Here is a 26,996-nt window from a genome sequence, read left to right as displayed (position 1 = left end):
GCCGCGCACAAGCATCGCACAGCACCATCGCAGCCACTTCGGGACAAAGCCGGTCACGCTCAAAGACGCTTTTCGAAGAACGTATCCGGATATGGATCGTCATTGAACCGCTCGATCTCGGTCCAGCCGATGCCGCGATAGAGCTGCTGCGCCTCGGGAAGCGCGCTGTTGGTATCCAGACGCAGGAGCCGGATGGACAACTCGCGGGCGATCGTCTCGGCAGCCGACATAAGCCGTTTTGCCATCCCGAGGCCGCGCGCGGCCGGGGCGACCCAGAGCCTCTTGATCTCCGCCACCTCGCCGCCGCTACCCTTCAACCCGACACAGCCGATCGGCAATCCGTCGGACATCGCGACCAGGAACGCGCCGCGCGGGCGGATCATGTCCTTGGCGTCAGGATCGCGGGAAAGCGACACGTCGAAACCGTTGTCGAAACGGCGTGCGAGTTCGCCATAATATTCGTTCAGGCAATAGCGGGCGTGGTCGTGCCGAGGATCTTTCTCCTCCAGCACGATCCGGTCGCGTCCAAGGGAGCAGGCGACGATATCCATGGCGCGCAGGAGTTCGTCCGGGCGGCGATGACGCGCCAGAAACGCTTCGGCCTGGGCATTGGAAAGTGCTTCATAAGCCTGAAACTCGCACTCGCCGGTGCTGGTCAACCTGGTGATGCGGCGACGCGCATCCCGATCGTTCGGGATGGTCTCGATCAGCCCCTCCTCCTCCAGAGCGCGCAGCAGACGACTCATCAGACCCGAGTCAAGACCGAGATAATCGCGGATCGCCGCAACATCCGATTGGCCACGACCGATCGAATTGAGGACACGAGCAGCACCGAGCGGACGACCGCGCCCAAGGAAAGACGTATCCAGAGCGCCGACTTCGGAGGTGACGGCGCGGTTGAAGCGGCGGACGCGGGCGACAGGATCGGCAACCATATTATCTGACTTAGGTCAGATAAACTCCGCAGTCAATTCCGACCGCCAAAACTCGAAGTGTCAGGCGGGTGCGCCGACCGTCTTGCGCATTCCCACTCCCTCACCTATGGCAATGCAACTCCCCTCCACAAGGCTGCCCCGTGCTCCGCTTTATCCTCCACGCTCTGATCGTCATCATTCTGACGCTGCTCACCCAAATCGGCGGCCTCACCTATTTGACAACGCTTGCCGTCGCACGCGCCTTGCGCCTGCGCCGACTTGCCGCCAACCTCGCGCTCTTTCTGCTTCTCTACGCCGGCGGCACCTTCGTCGCGCACCTCACCGCGCCCGCGTTTGGCCGGGTTCCGCTTTCCTGCTTCGCCAGCACCGCCGATCCGCTGGTCATCCGCTCGCCGATCTACTGCACGCTCAACCGCAACTACGTGACGCCTGAACTGCGCGATCTGGCAGGGGCACTCGCCGCCCACATGGATAAGCAGTTTCCCGGTACCGTTACCGTCGCGCTGGATGCGAACTTTCCCTTCGTCGACGGTTTTCCGCTACTGCCGCATCTCTCTCATGCCGACGGCAAAAAACTCGATTTCGCCTATTATTACAAAGATGCCGACGGCGCCTTCCTGAACGGCGCCACACGCTCCCCGATCGGCTATTTTGCCTTCGAGGAACCCGCCCCGGCCGACGAACTGCCCTGCGCGGGTCGCCACGACTGGCTCACCACGCGTTGGGATTTCGATGCCCTGCAGCCGCTCTTCCCTGTCTACCGGATCGAGGAGCAGCGCACCGCGGCAGCGATCGCTTGGCTGACGACGGAAGGCGTCGCGCGCTTTGGCCTGCAGAAGATCTTCATCGAGCCGCATCTGAAGAATGCGCTTCGCATCACCGACGCCCATGTCCGTTTCCAAGGCTGCCGAGCCGCGCGTCATGATGACCACATTCATGTCCAGATTGAATGAGCGGTTCGCTTACCTGACCTTTCGGTCAGGCACCACCAAGCGTAGCGGCGCCCCTTTCCGGCTGGCGCCCGATTGGATATTCTCGCCGTCATTGTCCCTGAATGAGAGGTTTACTTGTGAGTGTCGGCCTGATTGCCCTCCTTGATGATGTCGCAGCGCTTGCAAAGGCGGCCGCCGCTTCTCTGGACGACGTGGTTGCCCAGGCGGGCAGAGCCGGCGCCAAAGCCGCCGGCGTCGTGATCGACGACGCAGCCGTCACGCCGCGTTATGTAACCGGCCTCTCGGCTGCGCGCGAATTGCCGATCATCGCGAGGATCGCCATCGGTTCCCTCAAGAACAAGCTGGTCTTCCTCCTGCCGGCCGCACTCGTCCTTAGCCTGCTCGTGCCGCAGGCCGTGATGCCGCTGCTCATGCTCGGTGGGCTCTACCTCTGCTACGAAGGCGCCGAAAAGGTCTACGAACTCGTCGTGCCGCACGCGGCCCATGCCCATGAGCACGCTCTCGAGACGGTCAGCATCGACCCTAAGACCTTCGAGGACGAAAAGGTCGCGAGCGCCATCAGAACCGATTTCATCCTCTCGGCCGAGATCATGGCGATCACCCTCGGCTCCCTGTCCGATTCGGGTCTGGCGACGCAGGCGCTGATTCTCGCCCTGGTCGGTACTCTGATCACGGCGGCCGTTTACGGGGTCGTCGCCTTGATCGTAAAGGCGGACGACTTCGGCCTCTGGCTTGTCCAGCGCTCTTCCCGCTCCCGGACAGGCGCGTTCCCGCGCATGCTCGGGCGCGGCCTTGTGCAGGGCATGCCCTATCTTCTCAAGGTGCTGGGTCTGATCGGGACGGCGGCGATGATCTGGGTCGGCGGCGGCATCATTGTGCATGGCGCCGAAAGCTTTGGCTTTGCCTGGCTGAGCCATCTGCTCCACGATGCCGGGGAAGGCGCCGCGCACGCAATGCCTGCCGTTAGCGGCGTGGTTTCCTGGCTGGTCCAAGCTGCCGGCTCAGGTCTCGTCGGCATCCTCCTCGGGCTTGCGACCATCCCGGCCGTCGGCTACGTCGTTGCGCCCGCATGGCGGTGGTGCGCAGCACGCCTGCGCAGGATGAGGACTGCGTAATCGCGGAACAGCAGATCTTGCTTACGTCGAAGCGCCGGCACCATCAACCGGCATCCCTTTCATCATACGCACGCTGCGCCGCAAAGATTGCGTCCATGTTCTGCTCCGCCCAGTGAGCGAGTGCCGAAACCGTATCCGTCAGGGTGCGCCCGAGCGGCGTCAGCGCATATTCGACGGTTACCGGCACGGTCGGAAAGATCGCGCGTGAGATCAAGCCGTTGCGCTCTAGCCTTTTCAGAGTCTGCGACAGAACCTTCTGCGAAATGCCCTTGATATCGCGCCGGATGTGATTGAAACGCACCGGCCCGCCTTGCAGCCGGTCGAGGATCAGCAGCGCCCATTTGTCCGCCAGGCAGTCCAGCACCAGCCGCGTCGGGCAGCGATCCTCATAAACATCGTAGCTCTGCTCTGTCGTCGTCATTCGATCCTCCCCTTCCCGCTCCGGGTTTCCCGCAGGAAACCAGGTGAGAAAAAAGTGCTCTCTTTTCCAATCCCGTTTTCTCTGTATGTATCCCATGGAAAGATAGTTTCCAACAGAAACCATGGAGAGTGACATGAGCAGCAAAATTCTGGTTCTCGGCGCGACGGGCACCGTCGGCCGACATGTGGTAGATGGGCTTTTGGCGAAGGGCGAAGCCGTTAAGGCCGCCTCTCGCGACGGCAAGCCGGTAGCCGCCGCCGAGGGCGTCACCTTCGACTATGCCAGGCCCGAAACTTTCGGCCCGGCCTTCGAGGGCGTCGACCGTGCCTATGTGTTGCTCGCCTCCGGCTATGTCGATTCCAAGGGCCTGCTGCTGCCTGTGATCGAAGCAGCCGCAGCCCGGAAGGTTAAGGTCGTGCTCCAAAGTGTCATCGGCGTCGATGCCGACGACTCCATTCCCTATCGCCAGGTCGAGATCACGCTGGAAAAATCCGGCACGCCCTATGTCATCCTGCGCCCGAACTGGTTTTCCGACAACTTCCACACCTTCTGGAAACCAGGCATTGACCACGGCCAGATCGCCCTACCCGCCGCCGAAGGCAAGTCGAGCTTCATCGACGCCCGAGACATCGCGGCAAGCGGCGTGGCAGCGCTCACCTCCTCGTCCTTCGACGGCAAGGCCTTCAACCTGACGGGCCCGGAAGCGCTCTCCTATGCCGAAGCCGCCGCCATCCTCTCCGAAGCGATCGGCAAGCCCGTCACCTATAACGCCGTCTCCGACGAGGCCTTCATCGAAATGCTGACGGGGGCCGGCGTGCCGGCTGGCTATGCGAGCTTTCTCGCTTCGATCTTCTATCCCGTCCGCCAGAACTGGACGGCCGTCTTGACCGGCGACGTCGAGACGCTGACCGGCAAGGCCCCGCGCTCGCTGAAAACCTACGCGGCCGACTATGCCGCCGCGCTGAAAGCATAGTTACCGAATGAAGCGCAGGCGGCGGATCGCCGCCTGCGCTGTCCCGTCCGCCCGACCCAGAGATTCTATTCCGCCTCTGCGCAATTGCCCATCTCGGCCAATATCCAATCCCGAAATGCCCTGACCTTGCGCTGGCGGATGGCGCGCGGGGGATAAACCAGGAAATAACGCGACGAAGATGTAAGGGCCTGCTCGAAGGGTCTCACCAACCGGCCCGCGGAAAGATCGGCAGCGACAAGCATCGTGCGCCCCAGCACCACGCCCTCGCCCTGCACCGCGGATTCGACGGCGAAGCTTGCCGAATCGAAAGTCAGGCCGCTCTTCGCATCGACGTCGGTAACGCCCGCGCTCTTCAGCCAAGCCGCCCAATCGATCGGAAATCCGTCGTGAATGAGCGTGTGATGTTTCAGATCGCCGGGCTCGCGGAGCGGATGCGCCCCTTGTAGAAGCCGCGGACTGCAGACGGGAAAGACATCCTCCCCGGTCAGAAACTCCGATGTCAGTCCGGAATACTCGCCGCCGCCATAGCGGATGGCGATGTCGATGCCGTCGCCGAGGAAACTCGTCAGCCGGCCGGTCGTCGATATGCGCACGTCGATGTCGCGGTTCGCCTGGTGGAAACGATAAAGCCGCGGCACCAGCCAGCGGCCGGCAAAACCGTCCGACGTGCTGACATTGAGGGTCCTCTCCGAATGGCGGGCCGAGAGCGATTTCGTCGCCGCCGCCAAAAGATCAAGCGCTTCGCGCACCGACTCCGCATAAGGCTCGCCGATGGGGGTGAGGCGCACTGACCGCGTCGCCCTTTCGAACAGCTGAACATCCAGCTGATCTTCGAGGTGCTTGATCGCCCTGCTGATGGCGCCATGCGTCACGTTCAGCTCGGTGGCGGCCCGGGAAAAGCTGAGATGGCGCGCGGCCGCCTCGAAGCTCGGCAAAGCATTCAGCGGTGGCAATCGCCTTGGCATTATCCGATCCACGTGTGAGTTTTGATCACAAATCATGGCCGAAAACTCGTTTGTCGTCCAGCCATTCGCTCCATATCTTCTAGATAAGCGCCATGCCTCTCCTGCCTCGGCGCGACAAGGCAATCTGTGACTTCCAATCAACTGTGCAAGATGAAAATGTTCGGAGCAAACGGCGATGGCAACGATTTTCCCTTTCCTCTGGTTCAATACCCAGGCCGAACAGGCTCGGGAGTTTTATCTCTCCGTCTTCAGCAACGCGAAAAAGCTCGGCTCGACGGAGGTTCCGGACTGGGTCTCAGGAACGAACCGCACCGTTCCGATCGGAATCTATGACTTCGCGCTTGAAGGGACGCGGTTCAGGGCATTCAACGCCGGCCCTGCTGACAGCTTCAACGACGCGGTCTCGTTCTTCATCGAGACCAAGGACCAGGCCGAAACCGATTATTATTGGCAGGCACTAACCTCGGGCGGCGGTGCGGAGCGGGCCTGCGGGTGGCTGCGCGATAAGTTCGGCGTCAATTGGCAGATCGTCCCCGAGATCACACTGCGCCTCATCGGCGATCCCGACCGCGAGAAGGCCGAGCGCGCGCTCCAGGCCATGTACAAGATGCGCAAGATCATCGTCGCCGATCTTGAAGCGGCCTACGCCGGCTAACCCATCAGGAACAGAGAGCACCCATGACCTCGCTCAAAGGACAAACCATCATCATCTTCGGCGGCAGTTCCGGCATCGGCTTCGGCGTTGCTGCAGCTACGCTCGAACGCGGCGCCAACGTCGTCATCGCGGGACGCTCGCCGGAGAAACTGCAGGCTGCGGAAGAAAGGCTCGGCCGGCCTCGCGGTCTGCGAAGCTTTGCCGCCGACCTCGAAAGGGAATCGGATCTCTCCCGCCTGTTCGAGGAGTTCGGTGAATTCGACCATCTCGTCACGACCGCCGGCACGCCGCCGCCGGGCGCGCCGATTGGCGCCGTCGATATCGACGTCATCGGGCGCTTCGTTGCCAACAAGCTGATCGGCACCGTGGCACTTGCCAAACACGCTTCGCCATATCTGAAACCCGGCGGCTCAATGACAATCACTTCGGGCATCAATAAGGACCGGCCGCCGGTGCCTGCAGGCGCGGTCGTAGCGGCGGTCGCCGGATCGTTCGGCCACCTCGCCCATGCCCTCGCTCTGGAACTTGCGCCCTCGAGAGTCAATGTCGTCTCTCCGGGTTGGGTGGACACGCCAATGTGGGATATCCTCGTCGGAAACGACAAGTCCGCTTACATGAGAGAAATGGCCGCTCGCCTGCCGGCAGGCCGCATCGCCACCCCCGCCGACGTCGCCGGCGCCTATATCTATCTCATGGAGAGTGATTTCATGACGGGCGAGACGATTCACGTGGATGGCGGACAGAGATTGATCTAAAGCATGTCGCGCACAATCTGCATTGGTTTTGCGCTAGCGATCTGCGTAAGGCCCGACCCCTCCCAAGCCGCAAGGGAGCCACGTCATGCATTCAGCCTTCCTGATCCTATTTCTTATCGAGACCTGCCTCTATGCCCTTGCCTCGCTTGCCCATGCCGGCTTCATTCTCGAAGACCACGAACATCGACAGGCAATGATCGCCGAAGCAGTAACCGCGGCCGCCCTGCTGCTCGGCCTGATTTCGCTCGTCCTCTACCGGCCATGGAGCCGGGCAGCCGCGATCTCTGCCCAATCCTTCGCCCTCCTCGGCACCTTCACCATTGCGGTCGGAATCGGCCCACAGACGACGCTTGATTATATCACCCATGCCGCAATGATCCTGCCCCTCGTAACAGGCCTGACCTGGCTGGCGCGAGACCGACACCCTCCTCCGGGCAGACGCTAAGTCAGCCGTCATCTGCTGCCTTTTCTTCAGTCGAACCTCCGATGGCTCTCCTCGAAGGACGGGCTGGCCACCTCGGCGGCTTTATGGCTCGGAAGGCGGAATGCATAAACGGCGCTAGCGCAACGGCAGCTCGAAGCTCCGCTTCAGTGTTTCCATCGGCACATCGGTCTTGACATTGAGGACGCTCGGAATGCGCGTCAGATGGTCGGCCTGAAAACGCCAGTAGCTGTGCAGATCGGCAGTGACGATCCGAAGCACGGCATCGCACTCCCCCGCCGTCAGGTAGCACTCCATCACCTCCGGAAACCGCCTGACCGCTTCGGCAAACCGCAGCGTGACCTCGGCATCCTGGGTCTTGAACCACACGCGGGCAAAAACCGTCAGCCCCGCCCCCACCTTTGCCGGATCCAGCACAGCGACGTAGCGATCGATGATCCCGGCCTCTTCCAGCAACCGAACGCGGCGCAGGCAGGGCGAGGGCGAAAGCCCCACCTCCCGAGCCAGCTCGACATTCGAAATGCGCCCGTCGCGCTGAAGGACGCGGAGAATATGGCGGTCGATCGCATCCAGAAGATCTGGCATTTATATCCCATTTGACGCGCGATTGTGGCGTAAGATGCCAATCTCTCGCAATTTCCGGAATATTTCGCAAGCTCATTGCACACGACTTAGCCTATCGTTCCACGCAGTTGATGTGGAGATGGCTGATGGCAACAAAGATAGAGAAAATCGTACTCGCTTATTCGGGCGGGCTGGATACCTCAATCATCCTCAAATGGTTGCAGGAGACTTACGGATGCGAGGTCGTGACCTTCACCGCCGATCTCGGGCGGGACGAAGAGCTCGAGCCGGCGCGGGCGAAGGCGGCGATGTCCGGGGTCAAGGATGTCCGCATCGTCGACCTGCGTGAGGAATTCGTCCGCGACTTTGTCTTTCCGATGCTGCGGGCCAACACACTCTACGAGGGTCAGTATCTGCTCGGCAGTTCGATTGCCCGGCCGCTAATTGCCAAACATCTTGTCGCCATAGCCCGGCAGGTCGGCGCTGATGCCGTTGCCCATGGCGCGACAGGCAAGGGCAACGACCAAATCCGATTCGAGCTGGCCGTCAATGCGCTCGATCCGTCGATCGAGGTCATCGCTCCCTGGCGCCAATGGAACATTCGCTCCCGCACCCAGCTTCTGGAATATGCCGAAAAGCATCGAATCCCGGTGCCGAGCGACAAGCGCGGCGAGGCGCCGTTCTCGACCGATGCCAACCTGCTGCACACCTCGACCGAAGGCAAGATCCTCGAAGATCCAGCAGCGATCGCGCCCGCTTATGTCTACCAGCGCACGATCGATCCGCTCGACGCCCCCGATACCACGGAGACCATCACCATCGGCTTCGAAAGCGGCGACCCGGTTTCCCTGAACGGCCAAGCGCTGACGCCGGCAACATTGCTCGCCGAACTCAATGGCCTCGGCGGCCGGCATGGCGTGGGGCGGCTCGATCTGGTCGAAAACCGCTTCGTCGGCATGAAGTCGAGGGGCGTGTATGAGACGCCGGGAGGAACGATCCTGCTTGCGGCGCATCGCGGGATTGAATCGATCACGCTCGATCGCGCCGCTGCACATTTGAAGGATGAGATCATGCCGCGCTACGCCGAGCTGATCTATAACGGCTTCTGGTTCGCGCCCGAGCGGGAGATGCTGCAGGCGCTGATAGACCGAAGCCAGGCCTTCGTCAGCGGCGAAGTGACAGTCAGGCTCTACAAGGGAAGCGCCTCGGTCATCTCCCGCAACTCGCCTTGCTCCCTCTATAGCGCCGACCTCGTCACCTTCGAGGAAAGTTCCATCGCTTATGATCATCATGATGCCGAAGGCTTCATCAAGCTCAATGGACTGCGGCTCAGGAATTGGGCTGTCCGCAATACACGGTGAGCGGCTGATCTTAACTCGGCAGCGCCATCTCTCAGCATCCACCAATGCATTCATCGAAGGCATTGCTCCTAACGCTTTGAGTGCTTGTTGGAGCGCACTATGCGGATCTCGCTCGCCCGGCCGAACTACTGTCCGATCCACGGGAAACCGAGGAAGCTAATTCAAACGATTTTAAAAAACCCCACCAAAAGCTAATCGATTTTAATTTTATCATTCAAATTTTCTTGTTGCGGCGCAAGAGAAATTAACCATTAATTTCCGCAGATGCTCAGTATGTTCGTTGAGGAACCCGCATGACTGTGACATTTCCGTTGACCGAGAAGCGAGACGCAGAAGCGCTCCTGAAGCACTTGACGGCGCACAAACTTAGCTTTCCGGGAAACTGCGTCGTATCGCTCAAGGCGCACGTCGCCCACGTCTCATCCTCTCATACAACAGCACTCGGCACCGCCCGTACCGCCTGGTAGGATTGAATGTTCCCACCTTTGCCGGGTGCCTGGGTTCTGATGATGGAGCCGTTTTGCCGCTGAGAGTCCTTCCCCCCTCATCGGTCTGATCCACTTCTTCTGCCAACGGGAGAAGAAGAGCATGACGCTATTGTTTCGTTCCAGCAGAAGAAGGAGGCAGGACGCGTTTCACGAGAAATCTTGGATACTCATCCCGGCTGACAATCGTTGCTGTACCGGTGAAAATTCCTATTCTGGCCGTCGCCGATGGCGATGAAAAACCCGGCGCTGCGGCCGCACGATAGGAAATCATATCTCGTCATGACTATTCTGATACCGATGCCCTATCTCAAACAAGCCATGCTCGCCGCGGCCATGATGCTGGCGACAATGATGACATTCCTGCCTCAGGCGCATGCAGAGCCATGCGAACAGGAAACTTTCGACCAGGCGGCGTACGTCGTTTGCACGCTGGAAGCAGGAAAAGCCGACCTGCGCCTGTTCTGGAAGGGCGCCGATGGCCAACCATACCGCGCTTTTTCACGCTTGGCCGAAGCCGTTCGCGCCGAGGGGAAAACGTTGGCCTTGGCCATCAATGCCGGAATGTACCGGGCCGATTTTTCGCCGATGGGACTATATGTCGAAAACGCCAGGGAATTGAAATCCGCCAATACCGCAGGGGCCGGAAGCCCCCCCGGTCAGGTGCCGAATTTCTACAAGAAACCGAACGGCGTGTTCTTTCTTGGTGAAACGGGCGCCGACATACTTCCGACCGATGAATTTCTGAGGCGTGCCCTCAAGGTGCGGTTCGCAACGCAGTCCGGCCCAATGCTCGTCATCGCCGGCAAGCTGAACCCGATCTTCATCCCCGGCTCGACAGACCGGACCCGCCGAAGCGGGGTCGGCGTCTGCGCGGGTGGCGCGGTTCGCTTCGCAATCAGCGAAGACGGGGTCAATTTCCACGATTTCGCACGGCTCTTCCGCGACCGACTGCAATGCCCTGACGCCTTGTTTCTCGATGGCGGACGAGGTGTTGGGCTTTACTATCCAGCATTAGACCGCAACGATTGGTCCTGGCATGGCGGCTATGGCCCGATCTTCGGGCTTGTGGAATAGGCACGACGAATTCGGCCTTTATCGAGACCCACAGCGCCGTTAGCCGGCCCTTGCATTTGACCGGAGTCGATATCGACCATGATCCCGTAGTGATCGCTCGGACATATTCCATCCACCGGCTGATCGAGGACGCGTTCGCAGGACCGGATTTCCGCCCGCGGGCACTTCGCCCTATAGGGCAGAGGTCTTTCGAGGAGAGGCCTTGTTGCCGCCATAGGTCATTCGGTCAGCCTTCAGGCGAGCCGGCGATGGTTACTCGATTGTCTTCGGGAATGAAGCCTCCAGTCGTTACGCCGTGGATGGTCGCCGAATGCCCCAGATGATTGTCAGATTGACTGCTTCACCGCCATCGACGTCAGCGCCATGGCGATGACCACCCCTCGGAACGGCCACAGGCCCGTGAAAGGCAGCGGCCGAGCGATCGAAGCGCCAATTGCGGTCGTTGCACGATTGAGGCAGGATGCAGCCGTTGAACGGGGAAGTGGATCCGAGCGCTCATGCTGACGGGCTCATGTCATTGCGGCAAGACGGGCTGGACCCTCGAAGGCGATCCGGGATCGATCACCGCCTGCAACTGCACCCTCTGCCGACGCTACGGCACGCTCTGGGCCTATGATTACGAAGGAGAGCGGATCACCCTTTTCGGCCAGACCGCCTCTTATACCCGGTCCGGCAGGGCAGCGTCGTCGCTTGAGATCTTGTTCTGCCCATCCTGTGCCTGCGTCTTGAGCTGGCGCGGTCTGCGCCTGCAAAAGAATGGCCGCCGCCGCATGGCGGTCAACATGCGGCTTGCACCGCCGGAACTCGTCGCCGATCTCCCCATCGATCATTTCGACGGGCTCGACACATTCAAAGATCTTCCCTCCGACGGGCGCTGCGTACGCGATCTCTGGTTCTGACAGCTCGACATCTGTCGGCCTCGCGCGGGCGGCGGCGCCTCAGCCGCGCCGAGCCGCCTCGATCGCCGCAACATCGATCTTTCTCATCGTCATCATCGCGTCAAAAGCACGCTTTGCCTGATCACCACCCGCAGAGAGTGCTTCCGAGAGGACGCGCGGGGTGATCTGCCAGGACAAACCCCATTTGTCCTTGCACCAGCCACACTCGCTTTCCTGGCCGCCATTACCGACGATGGCGTTCCAGTAGCGATCGGTTTCTTCCTGATCCTCCGTTGCGATCTGAAACGAGAAGGCTTCACTGTGTTTGATTGCAGGGCCGCCGTTCAGACCGATGCAAGGGATACCTGCGACGGTGAATTCAACAACCAGAACGTCTCCCTCCTTACCGGCAGGATATTCCCCCGGCGCACGAGTGACAGCACCAACCGTGCTGTCGGGAAAAGTCGCAGCATAAAAGCGGGCAGCATCCTCAGCGTCTTTGTTGTACCATAGGCATATCGTGTTTTTCGCCATTGCGCGGTCCTTCCCTCTTGGTTTGCGATTTCTACTGAAATAAGAAGAAAATCGCCTTTCTCCAGCCCATGCATGTTATTTCGGCGAAGGCCTTGTGCCTTCGCCGCAAAAGCGTGTCACAGTGCAAACTGCATCTGCGCGCGATTGAAAGGTCCGAAGCCATGCACAAGTTCACCGTTACCCTCACCCGCCAGATCGAGGCCGATACCGCCGAGGAGGCCGCCTTGCTTCTGTACCAGGAACTTTCGAAGGGGCCTGTCCCTGACCGGTACTCGGTCACCGACGAGACGAAGGTGACCACGGAGGTAAATCTCGACCGGAACAAGGCTGATGAATTCGCCAGCATCGACCACACCGCCGATCCCGGCAACTGGTAAGGCCAGTCGTTCACAGGGACGGTGGCAACAAATCCCCTGCTTTACGTCGGCAGCGCAATTGCGGTAGGTCCAGAATGGCGTTCCGGCGCGAACCCCGGATGCAAGCGGCCGCTCCATTGTAAATATTCCAGCCAAGGAAAACACGTGACCTCCCCTGTCAAAATAGCCGTCGCCGGCGCGAACGGCCGCATGGGTCGCACCATACTGCCGCTGCTCGCGGCCGATCCGGCTTTTGTCGTCATCGGCGGCATCGGCCGCCCCGGCTCTGCCGGTGAAGGGTTGATCGACCGTGCGGCCGCAATTGCAGCCGCCGACGTGATCCTGGATTTCACGACGGGAAATGCCGCCGCCGAACTCGCCGGCCTCTGTGCCTCGGCAGGCGGGCCGGCCCTGGTGATTGGAGCGACAGGTTTCGAGCCCGATGATATCCAAAGGATCGCGGCCGCCGCCCAAACGATTCCGATCCTGCGCTCCGGCAACTTCTCCATCGGCGTCAACATGCTGGTCGGCCTCGTCGCCCAGGCGGCGCGCGCTCTTCCCGCGCATGACTGGGATATCGAAATCCTCGAAGCCCACCACAACAGGAAGATCGATGCGCCGTCCGGTACGGCGCTGATGCTCGGTGAAGCGGCCGCCGAGGGCCGCGGCGTTTCCCTGGCGTCCGTCGAGCGGCGTGGGCGCGACGGCGTCGCCGGCGAGCGACCGCCCGGCGAGATCGGCTTTGCCGTCCTGCGCGCCGGCGGGATCGTCGGAGAACACAGCGTCCTGTTCGCCGCCGCCGAGGAAGTCGTGAGGCTGTCGCATTCGGCTTTCGATCGCACTATGTTCGCCCGCGGCGCGCTTGCCGCCGCCCGCTGGATCGCAGGGCGCGCGCCCGGCGAATATGGCATGCGGGATGTGCTGGGCCTGACGGCAGAAGGCGCGAATAGATAGTATGAACAGAGGGGTCTTTGACTCAAAGTCTACACCGACACCCCATTCTATCGAGCACCGCCGCGGCGACGACGACTTCAGTTCCGGCAAGGCCTACGGAGCAGAACAGGGTTATCTCTTCGGGCGATCTCCGCCCTGCCGCTTTCCCCGCAATGATGTCGGCGAGATCGACCAGGCGGCTGTCGCTGCCGGAGCCTGTCAGGAAAAAGGGCGATTGGTATGCGCGCGCCTGATCGGGAGAATCCGTCGCGATCACGGCCGCCGCGTTTGCGACATCCAAGCCGAGTTCGTATCCGTGAAGCGTTTTCGGGCCGACAGTGTTGACGTGCGCGCCGGCCTTTAAATCGCCCGCATGGAGGACGGGGGTTTGGCTTGTCGTCGCGCAGATGACGATATCGGCCTCATCAACGGCTTTCGAGACGCTGTCGACAGGCTCCACCTTAAGACCCAGGGCGAGCTGCATCTCGCTTGCAAAGGCAGCACGATTTTTCTCATCGCGGCTGTAAACGCGGGCGTGATCGAGGTTGCGAACGGCGGCAGCCGCTGCAAGCTGGGTTCGCGCCTGCGCTCCGCTGCCGATGATGCCGACGATTTTGGCGTCAGGCGCGCCGAGATGCCGGATCGCCAAACCTCCGATCGCGCCAGTCCTGAGGCTTCCCAAGAGCGATCCGAGAACGATCCCTTTGAGCCTGGCGTCGTCGGCCGACCATACGGCGACGATCTGCGCATGCTCAGCCCCATCGAATGTGTCGTAGACGCGAAAACCCGCGAGCGGCTTCTCGCCCATGATACCGCCAATGGTAAATACGAGATCGCCTCGATAAGGAAACGACACATGATGCCTCGGCGGCGAGATCAACCGGTTGGCGGCCCTGGCATGGAAGGCGGTCTCCAGCGCGTTGATCGCGACCGCCATCAACCCGCTATCGTCAATATCCTTGTCCATCAGGATTTTCATCACGGCAACCTCCGATTCAGCGGCATCCTGAAACCCCAACCCCGCTTGAGGTCAAGAGGCCGATGGCCCGCCGCGCCGCGACGGCCTAACCCATCAGCCGCCGCGCCATCATCACATCGTCGATCTCCCGGCCATCCTCCAGCACGCCGCCGGGGACACGGCCGATCTCGGCAAAACCTTGCCGCTGGTAGAACCGTATCGCCGCCGAATTTTCGGCGCTGACGAAGAGTTCCAATTGACGGATGCCGATATTGCGCGCGTGATCGGAAATCGCCTCCAGCAGTTTGACGGCAAGGCCCGTTCCGCGCAGCTTGGCGCGGACATAGACCATGACGATCGTAGCGCGGTGGGCCATCTTGCTCGACCGCTGCCGAAACAAGCCCATGATGCCGACGGGCTCGCCTTCCTGAAAGGCAATGAAAACCGGCTCGCTGAGCCGATCGCGCCACTCCTGCAGAGACAGAACTTCCCAGTCTTCGTAACGGCTGGCAAAGGAGGACGGCTCGGCGCGGAGCGCTTCCAGGCGGATACGCCGAAAAGCCTCCACCTCATCTGCACCTATGAGCCTGATCGCCACGCCGCCTGCATCCATCGCCACCTCCCGGAATATCGGAGATATGTCATCGCAGCCGGCTGCAGTGGATGCAACCCGGAAGCGCGAGCACAAGAGAGCCTCATCCTGAGAGCCTGTGAATCTATCAGTTCTACAATTTTTCGATGCGAGTTAAAGGCCGCGCCCGAATGGCAGCGCCAACTCTACCTACTGCGCCGGCGTTCCCACCCGGCCGCCTTTGCGCACGCCTGATTGATCGGGCTGCGCCTCCGGCTGATTGCCAAGCCGCAGATCCCATTGGTTGGGAGGCCGCATGGCGGGCTGGTCTGTCGTTGGTTCGCGGGTCGACCGCACGACCAGATCATCCGGTTCGAAGGCCGTTTGATCGCCAGGTCTCTCCATCTGAACCGGTGCAATCCGATGGAAGACGACGAGAAGAATTATCCCGACTGCCGAGCACACGAGCGCATAGAGAATGAAATATTTCAGTGCATATCCCTCGCTGATCGACAGAGCGGCCTTGACAGCAGCGCGAATAATATTTCGTACATCATTGATGGATACTTCGAAAGAAGGCAATAGATTTCAGCAGATCCTTAGAAAATTTTGAAAACAGCCGGCATAAAATCAACATTTATTGGAGAAAATCGTCTTTCTCTTCACGTAATGCTTGATTTGTTCAAGATCGCAGCAAAGACCGCGATCCATACTGCAACAGCTCAACCTCGCTTATATCGCGTCCGGAATTCACGGGGGCTGCAGCCCTCGCGCTCACGAAAGACGCGAGAGAAATAGAACGGGTCTTCGATACCGACCATGGCTGCGATGGTTTCGATCTTCTCGTCTGACATGGCGAGCAGTTGCTTGGCCTGGTCCATACGCGCTCGAAGCTGGAAGTCCTTTGGCGGCATGCCCGTTTCGGCTATGAATTTACGCCGCAGCGTGGCCGGCGACATGCCGTGCTCGGAGGCAAACGAGGCAAGGTCGAGCGGCTGCAGCGCCCTGCCCCGCAGCGTCTCGACGAGATCGGCGGACGCACCCTCGCCTTCGCGACCTGCGGCAGCGCTCGCCTGCCGCGCGGCGGTGATGACGATGCGATGGAGCGCCAATGCCGCCGAGGCCTGTCCTAGATGGCTGTCGTCGACGAGATCGGCATGCAGCCGCGCGAAGAGCCGCACCACCTCCTCGATATGGCGCAGCGTCACGAGGGGATGACGCTCGCCAATCAGCCGCATCCGCACGAAATCCCGCGTGAACGAACCTTCAAACAGGGCCCAGCGCTCGTCCCATCCAGCTTCGTCAGGCCCATAGGAATGCGGGCGGTTCGGAAACAACCAGAAGAGCGCCGGCCCCTCCACGGGTTGGCGCCCGCCCGCCGCGGTTTCGAGAAACCCCCGCCCGCGCTCCACCAGCACGGCCGCAAAGTTCGGCAGCCTCCTGTCCTTCACGGCATGGCGCGCATGCTGCCTGCCGCTGCCCGTCACAGCAAGCCCGCCGGCCGCGGCAAGGGGAGATCGATAGATGGCCTCGGCTTCTCTCATGAGCGAAAAATCCAGCTGCAGCTTTCCTCCATGGCGATCAACCCACTCAACCAGCAAGCTAAAGGCAGATAAGTCAAAGCCAGGGTGAATGAAATGTCAATTGTCGCGAACGCCGCCGGGGTGGAAGTGATGCAATCGCCCCTCGCCGCCCATGGCAAGACGATCCCTGCAGAAAGACTCGGCCTGCTGACGCAGACCGATCCTGCCATAGGAATCCGGGCCATCCGCCGCCGCTATGAGGAGGATGGTTATGTCTGGCTGAAGGGCCTGCTGCCGCGCGCCGAAGTGATCGATTTCCGCCGCTGGGTCTTCGCCCGCCTCGCCGATACCGGCCTGCTGGCCCCGGGCTACGATCTTGCGCTCGGCATCGCTGCCGTTGGGAGCGTCGACTGGAACCTTGCCAACCGCATGATGATGTCGCTCGTCCGCTCCGCAGCCTATGAAGGTTTCTGCGCCCAACCGAAACTCGTTCGCTTCATGGACGCCTTTCTCCAGGGCATCTCCTATCTCCATAAACGCAAGCTGATGCGCTATGTCCAACCCGGCACGGCGATGGCGACCCCCGCCCATTACGACCTCGTCTATCTCCGCGGCGGCACCAGCCGGCTCGTCACCGCCTGGATCCCAATCGGCGACACCCCTGCCGAAATGGGCGGCCTCGTATATCTCGAAGGCTCGCATGCGCTCGGCCGCAGGATGGAGGCGGAATTCCAGGCGAACAGCGGCACTCTCTCGCCGGAAGAGCGGATCAGCGCCTATAACAGTCACATGGCCGAAGGCGGCTGGATCTCCAAGGACCTGCCTGATATGGCCGAGCGCTTCAACGCCCGCTGGCTCGCCGCCAATTACAAGGCTGGCGACGTCGTGCTGCACTCCCCCTACATGATCCACGCCGCCACCAATAACGAAGACCGCACCCGGCGGCTGCGCCTCTCCACCGACATCCGCTACCAGAACGTCGACGACGAAATCGACGCCCGCTGGAGCAACCACTGGAGCCTTGGGGATATGCTGTAAGCCTTTGGCTCCGCGCCGCAACGCTTCAGCCGAAGCCAAACCCGCCTGGATCAATTCTTCGCGAACCAAGACAGCGACGGCGATATCGGATAGACTTGCCGGCGCCGGCAGCTTGCCTGGAGGCGGCCCCCAGTGACGGGCGGGCGTCCGGCGCAGGGGGAACGCATGTCGGCAATCGCGTCTCTGTTTCAGGAAGCCGCCCGGCTTGCAGCCGGGTTTCGTGAGCGCGCGCCGGCCCGCCATGTGCCCCGGCACGATTATGCCGCTTCGCTCGCCACCTTCGACGAGCCGCTGCCGGCGGCCGGCGCCGATATGGCCGATGTCATCAGGCAGCTCGCCGCGAACGCCGAGCCCGGCCTGCATTTCACCACGGGCCCACGCTTCTTTGGCTGGGTCATCGGCGGCTCTCATCCGGTCGGCGTCGCGGCCGATTTCCTGACCAGCGCCTGGGGACAGAATGCCGGAAACCACGTCGCCGCCCCGGCCGCGGCGGCCGTCGAAACCGTTTCGGCCAAATGGCTTGTCGACATATTGAAGCTGCCGCCCGAAAGCTCCGTCGGCTTCGTCACGGGAGCCACGGTCGCCAATTTCACCTGCCTTGCCGCTGCCCGCGGCGAGGTGCTGCGCAAGGCTGGCTGGGATGCGGACGCAAAAGGCCTGTTCGGCGCGCCCGAGATCACGGTGCTGATCGGCGACGACGCCCACACGACGGTCTTCTCGGCGCTTCAATTCCTCGGCATCGGCCATGACCGCGTGCTGCGCCTGCCGACCGATTCAATGGGCCGGATCGATCCGGCCGCGCTCGGCGACGCGCTTACGTCGGTCATCGGCCCTTGCATCGCCATCCTCCAGGCCGGGCAGATCAATACCGGCTGCTTTGACGATTTTCGTCGGATCATCCCGGCCCTGAAGGAAAAAGGCGCCTGGGTGCATATCGACGGCGCCTTTGGCCTCTGGGCGCAGGCTTCGGAGAAATTCTGCCATCTCAGCCGCGGGGTCGAGGCGGCCGACAGCTGGGCGACGGATGGTCATAAATGGCTGCAGACGCCCTATGACTGCGGCTATGCAATTGTGCGCAACGAGCTTGCCCACCGCCGCGCCATGACGATCGCCGCAAGCTACCTGCCGCTCGCAGCCGAGGGCGAGCGTGATCCCTCCCATTACGTGCCGGAGCTTTCCAGGCGCGCTCGGGGCTTCGCCACCTGGGCGATGCTGAAACATCTCGGCCGCGACGGCATCGCCGCCCTCATCGACCAATGTTGCGCGTCGGCCCGCCTGCTGGCCGAGCATCTCCAGCGCGAACCAGGCATCACCACCTTGAACGAGATCACGCTGAACCAGCTCATCCTCCGGTTCGCCGCCGACCGCCCGGACGATGAAAGCGACGCGATCACCCGTAAGACCATCGCGAAGATCCGCGACGACGCCACCCTCTTCGCCGGCGGCGCCAAATGGCGCGGCCGCGATGTGCTGCGCCTCTCCGTCACCAACTTCCAGACGACCGCGGACGAAGCCCGAATGGCCGCCGACAGCATCATCGCTGCCTTCCGGAGTGTCAGCCGCGACTGACCTTGTTCCACTTGCAACCTCAGCCATTGACGCCTTCCCGAGCAGGATTACGGTCCTCGCTTAAGCACTGCGAATTCAACCAGCCGATTCCTCGCCGCATGTTCTCAACGGTTTGCCATGTCTCGATATCTCCCCGCGATTGCCGCTCTTCTCACGCTGATTCCAGCCACCGGCGATGCCAGTGAGGCGCGTGGAAAATCGACGCCTCCTCCTGCGAAGGGCTGCGTGGAGATCGGCGGAACGGTACTACCAGGAATGGTCGGAGGCCCAGCCTATGCGGCAGCCGAGCTAAAATGCGGCGCAAAGCTTTTGCTGGTGCTTCGACGCCAGACCGGCATGAATGGAAGTCTCCCCGTCTGGACCGTGATCGACCAGGTAACGATCTCAAAGCCGAGCCCCCGCCACGAACTTCTGCAGCCGGCCTTTTGCTCGTCGAGGCGGTTTCCTGATGCCGCCATCTTTGCACTCGGCAGGATGGCGGAACAGCCAGATGGCTCTTATCGATCCGAGAATCTGGTCAAAGCCTGGCGATTCGACATCACGCGCGAAAGGCTACCCTCCATCCCCATCGATGGCGTGCTATGTGCGTTGGACGGGTTTGATTGACGATCGGTGCGCAGATTCCAACGATTAGCCGCCCCTCCTTCGAGGCGCAGCCTCCGAACCTCAGCACGAGAGCCGACCGTTGAACCAGGTGCCAATCAACAGAACGGCTTCATCGTCGAACGGCAACGACCGAGCTGGCGCGGTAGCGTGACAGCTGGACGCGGTTGGATTGGTTGCCGCCGAAGAGATAGACGTATTGGTGCCGCTGATCGAAGTGATCGAACAGGCTGACATGGAACCGCCTGCCGCTTCGGATCACAACGACATCTCCCCGCCTTGCCGAACGAAAGAAGACAGGTTTGCCGAAGCTTTTCCAGGAAACTGCCATATTGGGATTGGGCGGCGGCTGGCGTGACGATCGTTTGGCGACAAAGGCGAGGAATGCTCCGCACCACGACGTTCTGCGGGGATTGATGCTGAGAAATGAAATAGAACGTTCGTGCATGCGATTATATTTCGAAGCCGTGACGAGCATGTCGGCCTCACACGGCACGGCAAAAACCGTGAGGGCTATGACGAGAATAATTTTCATTGTTTCTCACCATTGTTTGGACAATTTGAAACATCCGAAATGTGGCGAAGAAAAAATCGCGGCCGGAACGTATATTTGAATCATGGCGGCAATTAGAAGCAATTTGACCGCGTATTTTTCCCGGATTTAAAGAAATAAAACTTAAGCGACCGGCGACGTTACCGGAAAAACGGACGAATATTGGCAATCTCCAAACGCTCAGCTGGCGAAGTCGAAAAATAGAGAATTCGATGTTGGGGGTGACGAAAGCCCGATGCCATATGGGAGCCGAAGCGGAACAATCCGCCGGCACTCGCAACGATCCGGTGGGACGGCATTAGTTACGAAGGGATTTATATTTCCATGATCGCATCGAATACTTCGAATGCAGTGGGTATTTTTCCCGGCCGTCTTTGATCTGGCTCGATCGCAAACTCAGGCTTTAGCTGAAATCGCGCTCAATTCCTCCAGATCGAGATCCCGTTCCAGCTCCTCCAGCGTCTCGTCGTCGATATCACCGGCGCGGTGGAGCCGAATGAGTTCCCGACGGCCGGTCGCAACCGCCTCGAGAACGACATCAAAATGGGCGTGGAGCATCGGGATATAATGTTCCGTTCTCGCGGCGTAATCGACGATAGCAGTGGCTCGGCGTTGGTATCGCTCCAGCAATTGCGGGTGGATGAGATTTCCCTCAGGGTCGTATGCCAGGTTTTGGACGGTTCCAAGCTGCGCCTGCGCCATGGCGGCTTCGGCCTGACTCATTGTGAGACGCGCCCTTTCCGTCTCCGGCTCCACCAGCCGCGCCCAGGCAATAATCCGCCCCAAACTCGTTCCCTGGACGAGCACGGTTCCGACAATGACGGCAAATGATGTTGCGAGGATGAAGTCGCGGCCGGGGAATTCTTCTGGCAGGCTGAGCGCCAGGGCAAGCGTCACCACGCCCCGCACGCCGGCCCAGCTGAGGACGGTGGCGCCGCCGGCGCCCAGCGGCTTGGCGCGTTTGAACCCCAGCGGAGCACAAAGCCGGATGACGATATCTGAGGCGAAGACCCATGCAAAGCGGGCGATCACGAGCGTCACGAGGATCGCCAGCATCGGCAGTCCCATGGTCGCGATAACTGTGGTAAAACCACCGCCGCGCTCAACGACGTCGCGCAACGACAGCCCGATCAATGTAAAAACTGAAGCCTCCATCAGGAAGATCATCACAGTCCAGAACGACGTGCCTCGCATGCGCGTTGCGGCCGAGAATACGGTGTGCTGGTGCCAGGAAGCGATCAGACCCGTGGTAACCGTGGCAATGACGCCGGAAACGTGCAGCAGTTCGCCGAGCAGATAGGATATCCAGGCGAGCAGCACAGTGGCGGCGATGATGAGATATTCGTCGCCCAGGCGCCGGACGAATTTCACCCACACCGTTCCGACAACGACGCCGACGACCGCGCCGCCGAGCGCCAGCACAAGGAAGCTGGCAGCCGCCTCCATCGCGCTGAAACTTCCCGTTGCGGCGGCGGCGACGGCAAAGCGGAAGAGAACCAGACCGCTCGCATCGTTCAGCAAACTCTCGCCTTCCAGCAGAATCTGCAGCCGCCGCGGCAACCTGACGCGCTCCAGCACGGCACGGGCCGACACCGCATCAGGCGGTGCAACGATCGCGCCAAGTGCTGCACAGGCGGCCCAGGGAAGTGACGGAAAGAGAAGATGAGTCACGACGGCCACGACGGCACAGGTGAAGAATACTGCTCCGACGGCGAGCGAGGCAATGCCGATCATATGGCGCCGCAGCCTCACGAGAGCAATGGCCCAGGCGCCGTCCATCAAGAGCGGTGGCAGGAAGATGACAAGCACCAGCCCGGGATCGACGGTGATCGCCGGCAGCCCCGGCACGAAGGCCAGCAGAGCGCCGCCGGCCAGCAGCGCCACGGACGGCGGCAGTCCCAGCCTGTGGGCAGCGTAATGCAGCGCGATGATCGCGAGAAACATCGCAATGACCAGCTCGAACAATTGAGTGGGTTCCATCTCGCTTGGCCCCGCCTAAATACTGATTTCGGATGCCTACTACATAATTTTCAGGACCGAAATCGATTCATTCCGAACTCCTCGCGGCAGGCATGTCGGGGCCGACAGTCATGCTTCGCTTCGCCACGAAAAGATTGCACCGACACGAATTTACTTGCCCTTCTCCAATGCGGCATATGTTTCTGTCTGTAAGCAAGCGGCGTGAGCGGGGAAACATGACTTCAACACATGCGGACAAGAGCAGTGACCTCGGCAGTCGGAGCGGCTTTGTCGGATTGGTCGTCGGTGCGGTCGGCGTCGTATATGGCGATATCGGCACCAGCCCGCTCTACGCCTTTCGCGAGGCGCTCAGGCCTTTTGCTGCCGATGGCATACACGAGCCGGAAGTGATCGGCCTGATCTCTCTGATGGTCTGGACGCTAACCGTTATCGTGACTTTCAAATATGTGCTGTTCCTTCTCAGGGCGGACAATGACGGCGAAGGTGGCACCCTCTCGCTTCTTGCCCTCCTGATGAAGAAGATGGGGCGAAACGTGCCGGTCCTGTTCTTCGCCGGGCTGATCGGGGCAGCCCTCTTCATCGGCGATGCAATGATCACGCCTGCCCTCTCGGTCATGTCAGCGCTCGAAGGTTTGAAGCTGGTCACGCCGACCTTTGCCGATTATGTCCCGCTCGCCTCGGCTGCGATCATGATCGTTCTCTTTGCCGCGCAGTCGAGGGGGACTGCAGCTGTCTCCATGTTTTTCGGGCCGATAACGGTCTTATGGTTTCTGGCCATGGCTGCCGGCGGCTTGATCCATATCGGCGACGACTGGAGGATTCTGGCCGCCCTCAATCCGATCAATGCGCTCTCATTCCTCGCTCATGCCGGCACGGTCGGCCTTATCGTGCTCGGCGCCGTCTTTCTGACGGTGACGGGTGCCGAAGCGCTCTATGCCGATCTCGGACATTTCGGCCGCCGTCCCATCCAGACGGCATGGTTCGTGCTCGTCTTTCCCGCATTGCTCCTGAACTATCTCGGCCAGGGCGCGCTCGTTCTCGCCCATCCCGAAACGGCCACCAACCCATTCTTTCTGATGTATCCGGATTGGATCCTGTTGCCAGTTGTCATACTCGCGACAATGGCAACGATCATCGCCAGCCAGGCCGTCATCACCGGCGCGTTTTCTCTCGCCCGCTCGGCGGTTCATCTCGGCTTCCTGCCGAGGCTGCGGATTAAATTCACGTCCGAGACCAACACGGGCCAAATCTACGTACCGAGCGTCAATCTCCTCCTGCTGGTCGGCGTGCTGATGCTGATCTTCTCCTTTGGCGACTCCGAGTCGCTGGCGACTGCCTACGGTATATCGGTGACTGGAACCATGGTCATCTCGACCATGCTGTCCTTCCAATTCCTGCGGGCTGTCTGGGGCTACTCGCTCATGCTAGCCGCCATGCTGCTGCTGCCCCTCTTCATTATCGAAGTCTTGTTCCTGGCAGCCAATCTGCTGAAGATCCACGATGGCGGCTGGGTTCCGGTCGCCCTGGCGCTGGCGATCATGATTTTGATGTGGACTTGGACCCGTGGGCAGGCCTACCTCAAGAGACTGCGGGCCAACAACGAAATTCCGCTCGATTCCTTCATCCGGTCGATCGAGCGGAAGTCGGATCATTCACCGGTTACCGTTCCGGGAACGGCGGTTTTTCTTACCAGCGTGCCAGACCGGACGCCGAACGTTCTGCTCCACAATCTCAAGCACAATCATGTGCTCCACGAACAGAACGTCATCTTGACTGTCTGGACCGAGGACGAACCCTATGTTCCCGACAACAGGCGCATCAAGATAAGCCAACTCTCGCCGCGTTTCGTGCGTCTCGATATAACTTTCGGCTTCATGGACGATCCCGATGTCACCAGGGCGCTAGCGCTCTGTAGAGAAGGAGGTTTCAAGTTCGAGATCATGAAAACGTCCTTCTATCTCGGCCGCCGCAACCTCGTCAGGACGCCGAACACCGGCCTGCCCGGCTGGCAGGAACGCATATTCATGGCGCTGGAAGGCTTTGCCATCGATCCCTCCGACTATTTCAACCTGCCGTCAAACCGCGTTGTCGAGCTTGGCGAACAGGTTGCCATCTAAGGTCTGATGGCATCGCCCTGCTTCGCCGACAGCCTCGTCACTGTGATCATTGCCGGGATTTAACTGAAGGTGCTGGCCTGCCCCCTTACACGCCAGGTCTTGAGACAAAGGAGGACATATGAAGAGGCGCACTCTTGTACTTGGCGGCGCCGCGATTGCCGCATCCTCGGTTGTTGCGACGGCAATCTGGCCGCGGCGGCATGTCGTGGCGGCAGCCAGGACATTCGACTGGAAGGGCACTGATTTCCTGAGCGGCGGCACCAAGTCTGTCGCCCTGGAAAAGCTGCCCGCGCCGCTCTTCCGCACTCGCCCGAATTGCGTCGTGACCCTGGCCCAGACCCTTGGCCCCTGCCATGTCAACGACGTCCCGGCCCGCCAGGACATCTCTGAAGGACAAGCCGGACTGCCGTTGCGGCTGGCCCTCCGTATCGTCCATGCCGCCGACTGCCGGCCGGTCGAAAACGCCCACATCGAAATCTGGCATACCGATCACCGTGGCATCTATTCCGGCCGAGAGGCTGCGAAGATGTGTACGCTTGGTGACGCCGAGGCAATCAGCGGGCTCGCCTTTCGCGGTCGCCAACTGACCGACGAGGCCGGGCAGGCAAGTTTTTTGACAGCCTATCCGGGATGGTATAGTGGCCGCACGCCGCATGTTCATTGCCGCATCCTCGCGGACGGCAAGGAGCTTCTCGTCAGCCAGCTCTATTTCGACGACGCCCTGAGTGACATCATCTATGGTGAGCATCCCGACTATCGTGAACGCCCCCGCCGCGATACGCGCAACGACAATGACGGCCTCATTCCGCAGGACGCTACCGATCACATCTTCGATTTTGAGAAGCTCGATAGCGGCGTGCTTTCCGCCACGATTACGATCGGCCTCTCTTCCTGAGCCGATGGCGGCGAGCGACAAGAGAGCCTTTTCACCGAACGCTGCTCGGCGACCTCTGATGCCGCCACGGCTTCGCCCCGTAGCGGCGATGCGCCCCGCTATCCTCAGTGCAGCATGCCGTGTTGAAGGATAGAGACGATCAGCGGATCCGCTTCTGAATGATGCAACGGCTGAGGCGTGATCTCATGGTGTGAAACTTCGCTGCTGTTTTCCGGGCCAGCAAGATCGGCGGCTTCGATGGTGACGCCGTGATCGCCGTTGCCAAATGTCGACCCGTGCTTTTCGACAGCAGCCTTGCCGAAGTGACGAAGCAGCAGGGTCTCATCCGATATGCCGTTTTCCCAGATTGGATTGTCATGATGAGCGCCGACTTTATCCGCTGCAATCTTGTCGGCAGCAAGTTTCAGGTCGTTGTGAGATGTGAGCCCGGTGTCCGATACGAGGCTGACGCTCGCATCCGCGGCGGCGAGGCTGTCGGCGCTTGCAAACGTGGTAGGACCTTCTTCGACGATCGTGTTATCGCTGACGGGAAAGGTGCCTGCAGCGATGATCGAGGGGGAAATGCTGTATGGCGTGACATCGCTCGCGATAAAATTGTCATGGAAGGATCCGGATGCCGGCCGGTCGACCTTCAATGCCGCCTGGGTCAGGTCGTCGAAGAGATTGCCGTAGATCTCGATACCCTCGCGGACATAAGTGGTCGTGCCCGCGGCGCTGACTGCCACGCCCCAGGCGCCATCATGGATGTAATTTCCAGCGATATCGTAATTACGCGTATCCCCCTGGTCGCCGAGGCCGATCGCATAGGACCAGCTGTAGCCGCCATAGCCGGAGATATCGTTGTCATGGATGGCGACATTTGTGCCGGCTTGCGCAGTGATCCCGAATCCGCCGCCGATGAGCGTGTTGCCTTCAACAACAGCATCCACAGGTCGGATGAGCGCCAACACGCCTTTAGGAGTGATGGCACCAGTCTGGTCGAGGTAATTGCCGCTTATGACGATGTTGCTGCTGTCGTTGATCTGGACGGCATCCGCTGTGGTACCGTGGGCATTGGTGACGGTGCTGTTAAGGAGCGTGACACCGTTGAACTTCTCGACCCAGATGCCGTCGCCATTGACGTCGTTGATCGTGCTGTTTTCGATCGTGAGGTTTGAGCCGGTCCGGAAGGTGATGGAGCCGGATTTGGACAATCCGGTGTGATCGACCTCGACATTCCGAATGGTCCAATTTGAGACATAGCCACCATAGATGGCCGCGCCACCAGTGTCTGAGATCTTGATATTCTCAATGACGATGTTCGAGGCATATAGGCTGTGAATGCCGTCATTGGGGCTCGTGATGACGGGCGCATCGCCAACGCCGTAGCTGCCGATGGTGATCGGGGCAGCGACGGTGCCGGAATACTTCAAGTCGAGCTGGTCGTTGTATACCGTGCCGGCCGCGAGCAGTACGCTGTCGCCCGGCTGCAGCTTCAGGTTTTCTACCGCCCAGAACGACGCGATGGGCGCGTCCGCACTGGTTCCGGCATTGGTGTTGGAGCCAGTCGCTGAATTCACATAATAGATTGTCATATCGCCGTGTTCTCGCATTGTCGCGCAGCCGTCTGGTTCGGCTGCAACGAGTGGATCGGATGCGATCGGGATCTGAAGCCATGCTCAACAACATGGCGTTCCATTGCCGTTACGTTACGGCAGCCAGCAGACCATGGCCTGCCTTATTCCCGAGAAGCGCCTGGCGGAGGCTGCTCTGGATAATACAACTTACGAGAAGATAATCTAGGAAAT

General features: G+C 60.7%; 28 protein-coding genes. 16 read left to right on the top strand and 12 right to left on the bottom strand.

Features of this window, described 5'->3' with window-relative positions; genetic code table 11:
* Nucleotides 1–59 precede the first annotated feature (59 nt).
* Nucleotides 60–935, bottom strand: coding sequence for a bifunctional helix-turn-helix transcriptional regulator/GNAT family N-acetyltransferase (locus tag ACQ7C1_RS29090; protein ID WP_430960795.1), 876 nt, complete (start codon nucleotides 933–935; stop codon nucleotides 60–62).
* A 140-nt stretch (nucleotides 936–1,075) separates the two neighbouring features.
* Here ACQ7C1_RS29090 and ACQ7C1_RS29085 point away from each other — a divergent pair, with 140 nt between their 5' ends.
* Nucleotides 1,076–1,888, top strand: coding sequence for a hypothetical protein (locus ACQ7C1_RS29085; RefSeq protein WP_430960794.1), 813 nt, complete (start codon nucleotides 1,076–1,078; stop codon nucleotides 1,886–1,888).
* Nucleotides 1,889–2,004: 116 nt separating this feature from the next.
* Nucleotides 2,005–3,003 carry a DUF808 domain-containing protein gene (locus ACQ7C1_RS29080; RefSeq protein WP_430960793.1) on the top strand — a complete coding sequence of 333 codons (999 nt, stop codon included), beginning with the start codon at nucleotides 2,005–2,007 and terminating at the stop codon, nucleotides 3,001–3,003.
* 43 nt (nucleotides 3,004–3,046) lie between these two features.
* Here the strand turns inward: ACQ7C1_RS29080 and ACQ7C1_RS29075 are convergent, their stop codons facing one another.
* Nucleotides 3,047–3,424, bottom strand: coding sequence for a winged helix-turn-helix transcriptional regulator (locus tag ACQ7C1_RS29075; RefSeq protein WP_430960792.1), 378 nt, complete (start codon nucleotides 3,422–3,424; stop codon nucleotides 3,047–3,049).
* Nucleotides 3,425–3,557: 133 nt separating this feature from the next.
* Between ACQ7C1_RS29075 and ACQ7C1_RS29070 the strand changes: the two genes are divergently transcribed.
* Nucleotides 3,558–4,397, top strand: a complete 840-nt coding sequence (locus ACQ7C1_RS29070) for an SDR family oxidoreductase (protein WP_430960791.1) — start codon at nucleotides 3,558–3,560, stop codon at nucleotides 4,395–4,397.
* 65 nt (nucleotides 4,398–4,462) lie between these two features.
* On the opposite strand, the gene ACQ7C1_RS29065 is transcribed toward ACQ7C1_RS29070, so the two are convergent.
* Nucleotides 4,463–5,362, bottom strand: coding sequence for a transcriptional regulator GcvA (locus ACQ7C1_RS29065; RefSeq protein ID WP_430960790.1), 900 nt, complete (start codon nucleotides 5,360–5,362; stop codon nucleotides 4,463–4,465).
* Between the two features lie 175 nt (nucleotides 5,363–5,537).
* On the opposite strand from ACQ7C1_RS29065, the gene ACQ7C1_RS29060 reads away from it, so the two are divergent.
* The 3 genes from ACQ7C1_RS29060 to ACQ7C1_RS29050 all read left to right on the top strand — a co-directional run bounded on the left by ACQ7C1_RS29060 (nucleotide 5,538) and on the right by ACQ7C1_RS29050 (nucleotide 7,217).
* Complete coding sequence (locus tag ACQ7C1_RS29060) at nucleotides 5,538–6,017, top strand: VOC family protein (protein ID WP_430960789.1); 480 nt, start codon at nucleotides 5,538–5,540, stop codon at nucleotides 6,015–6,017.
* A gap of 23 nt (nucleotides 6,018–6,040) precedes the next feature.
* Nucleotides 6,041–6,772, top strand: a complete 732-nt coding sequence (locus tag ACQ7C1_RS29055) for an SDR family oxidoreductase (protein ID WP_430960788.1) — start codon at nucleotides 6,041–6,043, stop codon at nucleotides 6,770–6,772.
* 85 nt (nucleotides 6,773–6,857) lie between these two features.
* Nucleotides 6,858–7,217 carry a hypothetical protein gene (locus tag ACQ7C1_RS29050; RefSeq protein WP_430960787.1) on the top strand — a complete coding sequence of 120 codons (360 nt, stop codon included), beginning with the start codon at nucleotides 6,858–6,860 and terminating at the stop codon, nucleotides 7,215–7,217.
* 114 nt (nucleotides 7,218–7,331) lie between these two features.
* Here ACQ7C1_RS29050 and ACQ7C1_RS29045 read toward each other — a convergent pair whose 3' ends face one another.
* A complete protein-coding gene (locus tag ACQ7C1_RS29045; RefSeq protein WP_430960785.1) occupies nucleotides 7,332–7,799 on the bottom strand; it encodes an Lrp/AsnC family transcriptional regulator in 468 nt (155 codons plus the stop codon).
* Between the two features lie 125 nt (nucleotides 7,800–7,924).
* On the opposite strand from ACQ7C1_RS29045, the gene ACQ7C1_RS29040 reads away from it, so the two are divergent.
* The 3 genes from ACQ7C1_RS29040 to ACQ7C1_RS29030 all read left to right on the top strand — a co-directional run bounded on the left by ACQ7C1_RS29040 (nucleotide 7,925) and on the right by ACQ7C1_RS29030 (nucleotide 11,600).
* On the top strand, nucleotides 7,925–9,139 hold the full coding sequence (locus tag ACQ7C1_RS29040; protein ID WP_430960784.1) for an argininosuccinate synthase: 1,215 nt from the start codon (nucleotides 7,925–7,927) through the stop codon (nucleotides 9,137–9,139).
* Nucleotides 9,140–9,924: 785 nt separating this feature from the next.
* On the top strand, nucleotides 9,925–10,701 hold the full coding sequence (locus ACQ7C1_RS29035; RefSeq protein WP_430960809.1) for a phosphodiester glycosidase family protein: 777 nt from the start codon (nucleotides 9,925–9,927) through the stop codon (nucleotides 10,699–10,701).
* A gap of 497 nt (nucleotides 10,702–11,198) precedes the next feature.
* A complete protein-coding gene (locus ACQ7C1_RS29030; RefSeq protein ID WP_097600055.1) occupies nucleotides 11,199–11,600 on the top strand; it encodes a GFA family protein in 402 nt (133 codons plus the stop codon).
* 39 nt (nucleotides 11,601–11,639) lie between these two features.
* Here ACQ7C1_RS29030 and ACQ7C1_RS29025 read toward each other — a convergent pair whose 3' ends face one another.
* Entirely contained in the window at nucleotides 11,640–12,113 is a 474-nt protein-coding gene (locus ACQ7C1_RS29025) for a VOC family protein (RefSeq protein ID WP_430960783.1), read from the bottom strand.
* Nucleotides 12,114–12,274: 161 nt separating this feature from the next.
* Between ACQ7C1_RS29025 and ACQ7C1_RS29020 the strand changes: the two genes are divergently transcribed.
* Both ACQ7C1_RS29020 and dapB read left to right on the top strand, forming a co-directional pair.
* Nucleotides 12,275–12,490 (top strand): hypothetical protein, encoded by a 216-nt coding sequence (locus tag ACQ7C1_RS29020; protein WP_430960782.1) that lies wholly within the window; start codon nucleotides 12,275–12,277, stop codon nucleotides 12,488–12,490.
* Nucleotides 12,491–12,634: 144 nt separating this feature from the next.
* Nucleotides 12,635–13,423 carry a 4-hydroxy-tetrahydrodipicolinate reductase gene (gene dapB / locus ACQ7C1_RS29015; RefSeq protein WP_430960781.1) on the top strand — a complete coding sequence of 263 codons (789 nt, stop codon included), beginning with the start codon at nucleotides 12,635–12,637 and terminating at the stop codon, nucleotides 13,421–13,423.
* Between the two features lie 22 nt (nucleotides 13,424–13,445).
* On the opposite strand, the gene ACQ7C1_RS29010 is transcribed toward dapB, so the two are convergent.
* The 4 genes from ACQ7C1_RS29010 to ACQ7C1_RS28995 form a co-directional block, all read right to left on the bottom strand.
* Nucleotides 13,446–14,384, bottom strand: coding sequence for an ornithine cyclodeaminase family protein (locus tag ACQ7C1_RS29010; RefSeq protein WP_430960780.1), 939 nt, complete (start codon nucleotides 14,382–14,384; stop codon nucleotides 13,446–13,448).
* A gap of 82 nt (nucleotides 14,385–14,466) precedes the next feature.
* Nucleotides 14,467–14,973: a GNAT family N-acetyltransferase gene (locus tag ACQ7C1_RS29005; RefSeq protein WP_430960779.1), complete on the bottom strand. Its 507-nt coding sequence runs from the start codon at nucleotides 14,971–14,973 to the stop codon at nucleotides 14,467–14,469.
* Between the two features lie 168 nt (nucleotides 14,974–15,141).
* The gene (locus tag ACQ7C1_RS29000) at nucleotides 15,142–15,513 is read right to left on the bottom strand and encodes a hypothetical protein (protein ID WP_430960778.1); all 372 of its coding nucleotides are present in this window, start codon (nucleotides 15,511–15,513) and stop codon (nucleotides 15,142–15,144) included.
* A gap of 140 nt (nucleotides 15,514–15,653) precedes the next feature.
* The gene (locus tag ACQ7C1_RS28995) at nucleotides 15,654–16,475 is read right to left on the bottom strand and encodes an AraC family transcriptional regulator (protein WP_430960777.1); all 822 of its coding nucleotides are present in this window, start codon (nucleotides 16,473–16,475) and stop codon (nucleotides 15,654–15,656) included.
* Between the two features lie 93 nt (nucleotides 16,476–16,568).
* Between ACQ7C1_RS28995 and ACQ7C1_RS28990 the strand changes: the two genes are divergently transcribed.
* The 3 genes from ACQ7C1_RS28990 (at nucleotide 16,569) to ACQ7C1_RS28980 (ending at nucleotide 19,667) form a co-directional block, all read left to right on the top strand.
* On the top strand, nucleotides 16,569–17,492 hold the full coding sequence (locus ACQ7C1_RS28990; protein ID WP_430960776.1) for a phytanoyl-CoA dioxygenase family protein: 924 nt from the start codon (nucleotides 16,569–16,571) through the stop codon (nucleotides 17,490–17,492).
* Between the two features lie 165 nt (nucleotides 17,493–17,657).
* Nucleotides 17,658–19,061 (top strand): pyridoxal phosphate-dependent decarboxylase family protein, encoded by a 1,404-nt coding sequence (locus ACQ7C1_RS28985; protein ID WP_430960775.1) that lies wholly within the window; start codon nucleotides 17,658–17,660, stop codon nucleotides 19,059–19,061.
* A gap of 117 nt (nucleotides 19,062–19,178) precedes the next feature.
* Nucleotides 19,179–19,667, top strand: a complete 489-nt coding sequence (locus ACQ7C1_RS28980) for a hypothetical protein (RefSeq protein WP_430960774.1) — start codon at nucleotides 19,179–19,181, stop codon at nucleotides 19,665–19,667.
* 109 nt (nucleotides 19,668–19,776) lie between these two features.
* On the opposite strand, the gene ACQ7C1_RS28975 is transcribed toward ACQ7C1_RS28980, so the two are convergent.
* Nucleotides 19,777–20,199, bottom strand: coding sequence for a TIGR02594 family protein (locus ACQ7C1_RS28975; RefSeq protein WP_430960773.1), 423 nt, complete (start codon nucleotides 20,197–20,199; stop codon nucleotides 19,777–19,779).
* A 414-nt stretch (nucleotides 20,200–20,613) separates the two neighbouring features.
* Nucleotides 20,614–22,197: a Na+/H+ antiporter gene (locus ACQ7C1_RS28970; protein ID WP_430960772.1), complete on the bottom strand. Its 1,584-nt coding sequence runs from the start codon at nucleotides 22,195–22,197 to the stop codon at nucleotides 20,614–20,616.
* Nucleotides 22,198–22,412: 215 nt separating this feature from the next.
* Here ACQ7C1_RS28970 and ACQ7C1_RS28965 point away from each other — a divergent pair, with 215 nt between their 5' ends.
* On the top strand, nucleotides 22,413–24,314 hold the full coding sequence (locus tag ACQ7C1_RS28965; protein ID WP_430960771.1) for a potassium transporter Kup: 1,902 nt from the start codon (nucleotides 22,413–22,415) through the stop codon (nucleotides 24,312–24,314).
* A 118-nt stretch (nucleotides 24,315–24,432) separates the two neighbouring features.
* Nucleotides 24,433–25,209 (top strand): protocatechuate 3,4-dioxygenase, encoded by a 777-nt coding sequence (locus ACQ7C1_RS28960; RefSeq protein WP_430960770.1) that lies wholly within the window; start codon nucleotides 24,433–24,435, stop codon nucleotides 25,207–25,209.
* Between the two features lie 104 nt (nucleotides 25,210–25,313).
* Here the strand turns inward: ACQ7C1_RS28960 and ACQ7C1_RS28955 are convergent, their stop codons facing one another.
* Nucleotides 25,314–26,783, bottom strand: coding sequence for a right-handed parallel beta-helix repeat-containing protein (locus tag ACQ7C1_RS28955; protein WP_430960769.1), 1,470 nt, complete (start codon nucleotides 26,781–26,783; stop codon nucleotides 25,314–25,316).
* Nucleotides 26,784–26,996 lie beyond the last annotated feature (213 nt).

It is taken from the genome of Rhizobium sp. Nf11,1, assembly GCF_050587665.1.
Classification (GTDB): Bacteria; Pseudomonadota; Alphaproteobacteria; order Rhizobiales; family Rhizobiaceae; genus Rhizobium.
The sequence above is the reverse complement of the archived record's forward strand: the minus strand, read 5'-3'. Positions and strand labels throughout refer to the sequence as shown.

Bases quoted from the DNA above. Each gene is read 5' to 3' on its own strand.
- ACQ7C1_RS29090 (WP_430960795.1), bottom strand. From the start codon at position 935: ATGGTTGCCGATCCTGTCGCCCGCGTCCGCCGCTTCAACCGCGCCGTC.
- ACQ7C1_RS29075 (WP_430960792.1), bottom strand. From the start codon at position 3,424: ATGACGACGACAGAGCAGAGCTACGATGTTTATGAGGATCGCTGCCCG.
- ACQ7C1_RS29070 (WP_430960791.1), top strand. From the start codon at position 3,558: ATGAGCAGCAAAATTCTGGTTCTCGGCGCGACGGGCACCGTCGGCCGA.
- ACQ7C1_RS29065 (WP_430960790.1), bottom strand. From the start codon at position 5,362: ATGCCAAGGCGATTGCCACCGCTGAATGCTTTGCCGAGCTTCGAGGCG.
- ACQ7C1_RS29060 (WP_430960789.1), top strand. From the start codon at position 5,538: ATGGCAACGATTTTCCCTTTCCTCTGGTTCAATACCCAGGCCGAACAG.
- ACQ7C1_RS29055 (WP_430960788.1), top strand. From the start codon at position 6,041: ATGACCTCGCTCAAAGGACAAACCATCATCATCTTCGGCGGCAGTTCC.
- ACQ7C1_RS29050 (WP_430960787.1), top strand. From the start codon at position 6,858: ATGCATTCAGCCTTCCTGATCCTATTTCTTATCGAGACCTGCCTCTAT.
- ACQ7C1_RS29045 (WP_430960785.1), bottom strand. From the start codon at position 7,799: ATGCCAGATCTTCTGGATGCGATCGACCGCCATATTCTCCGCGTCCTT.
- ACQ7C1_RS29040 (WP_430960784.1), top strand. From the start codon at position 7,925: ATGGCAACAAAGATAGAGAAAATCGTACTCGCTTATTCGGGCGGGCTG.
- ACQ7C1_RS29035 (WP_430960809.1), top strand. From the start codon at position 9,925: ATGCCCTATCTCAAACAAGCCATGCTCGCCGCGGCCATGATGCTGGCG.
- ACQ7C1_RS29030 (WP_097600055.1), top strand. From the start codon at position 11,199: ATGCTGACGGGCTCATGTCATTGCGGCAAGACGGGCTGGACCCTCGAA.
- ACQ7C1_RS29025 (WP_430960783.1), bottom strand. From the start codon at position 12,113: ATGGCGAAAAACACGATATGCCTATGGTACAACAAAGACGCTGAGGAT.
- ACQ7C1_RS29020 (WP_430960782.1), top strand. From the start codon at position 12,275: ATGCACAAGTTCACCGTTACCCTCACCCGCCAGATCGAGGCCGATACC.
- ACQ7C1_RS29005 (WP_430960779.1), bottom strand. From the start codon at position 14,973: ATGGATGCAGGCGGCGTGGCGATCAGGCTCATAGGTGCAGATGAGGTG.
- ACQ7C1_RS28995 (WP_430960777.1), bottom strand. From the start codon at position 16,475: ATGAGAGAAGCCGAGGCCATCTATCGATCTCCCCTTGCCGCGGCCGGC.
- ACQ7C1_RS28990 (WP_430960776.1), top strand. From the start codon at position 16,569: ATGTCAATTGTCGCGAACGCCGCCGGGGTGGAAGTGATGCAATCGCCC.
- ACQ7C1_RS28985 (WP_430960775.1), top strand. From the start codon at position 17,658: ATGTCGGCAATCGCGTCTCTGTTTCAGGAAGCCGCCCGGCTTGCAGCC.
- ACQ7C1_RS28980 (WP_430960774.1), top strand. From the start codon at position 19,179: ATGTCTCGATATCTCCCCGCGATTGCCGCTCTTCTCACGCTGATTCCA.
- ACQ7C1_RS28975 (WP_430960773.1), bottom strand. From the start codon at position 20,199: ATGAAAATTATTCTCGTCATAGCCCTCACGGTTTTTGCCGTGCCGTGT.
- ACQ7C1_RS28970 (WP_430960772.1), bottom strand. From the start codon at position 22,197: ATGGAACCCACTCAATTGTTCGAGCTGGTCATTGCGATGTTTCTCGCG.
- ACQ7C1_RS28965 (WP_430960771.1), top strand. From the start codon at position 22,413: ATGACTTCAACACATGCGGACAAGAGCAGTGACCTCGGCAGTCGGAGC.
- ACQ7C1_RS28960 (WP_430960770.1), top strand. From the start codon at position 24,433: ATGAAGAGGCGCACTCTTGTACTTGGCGGCGCCGCGATTGCCGCATCC.
- ACQ7C1_RS28955 (WP_430960769.1), bottom strand. From the start codon at position 26,783: ATGACAATCTATTATGTGAATTCAGCGACTGGCTCCAACACCAATGCC.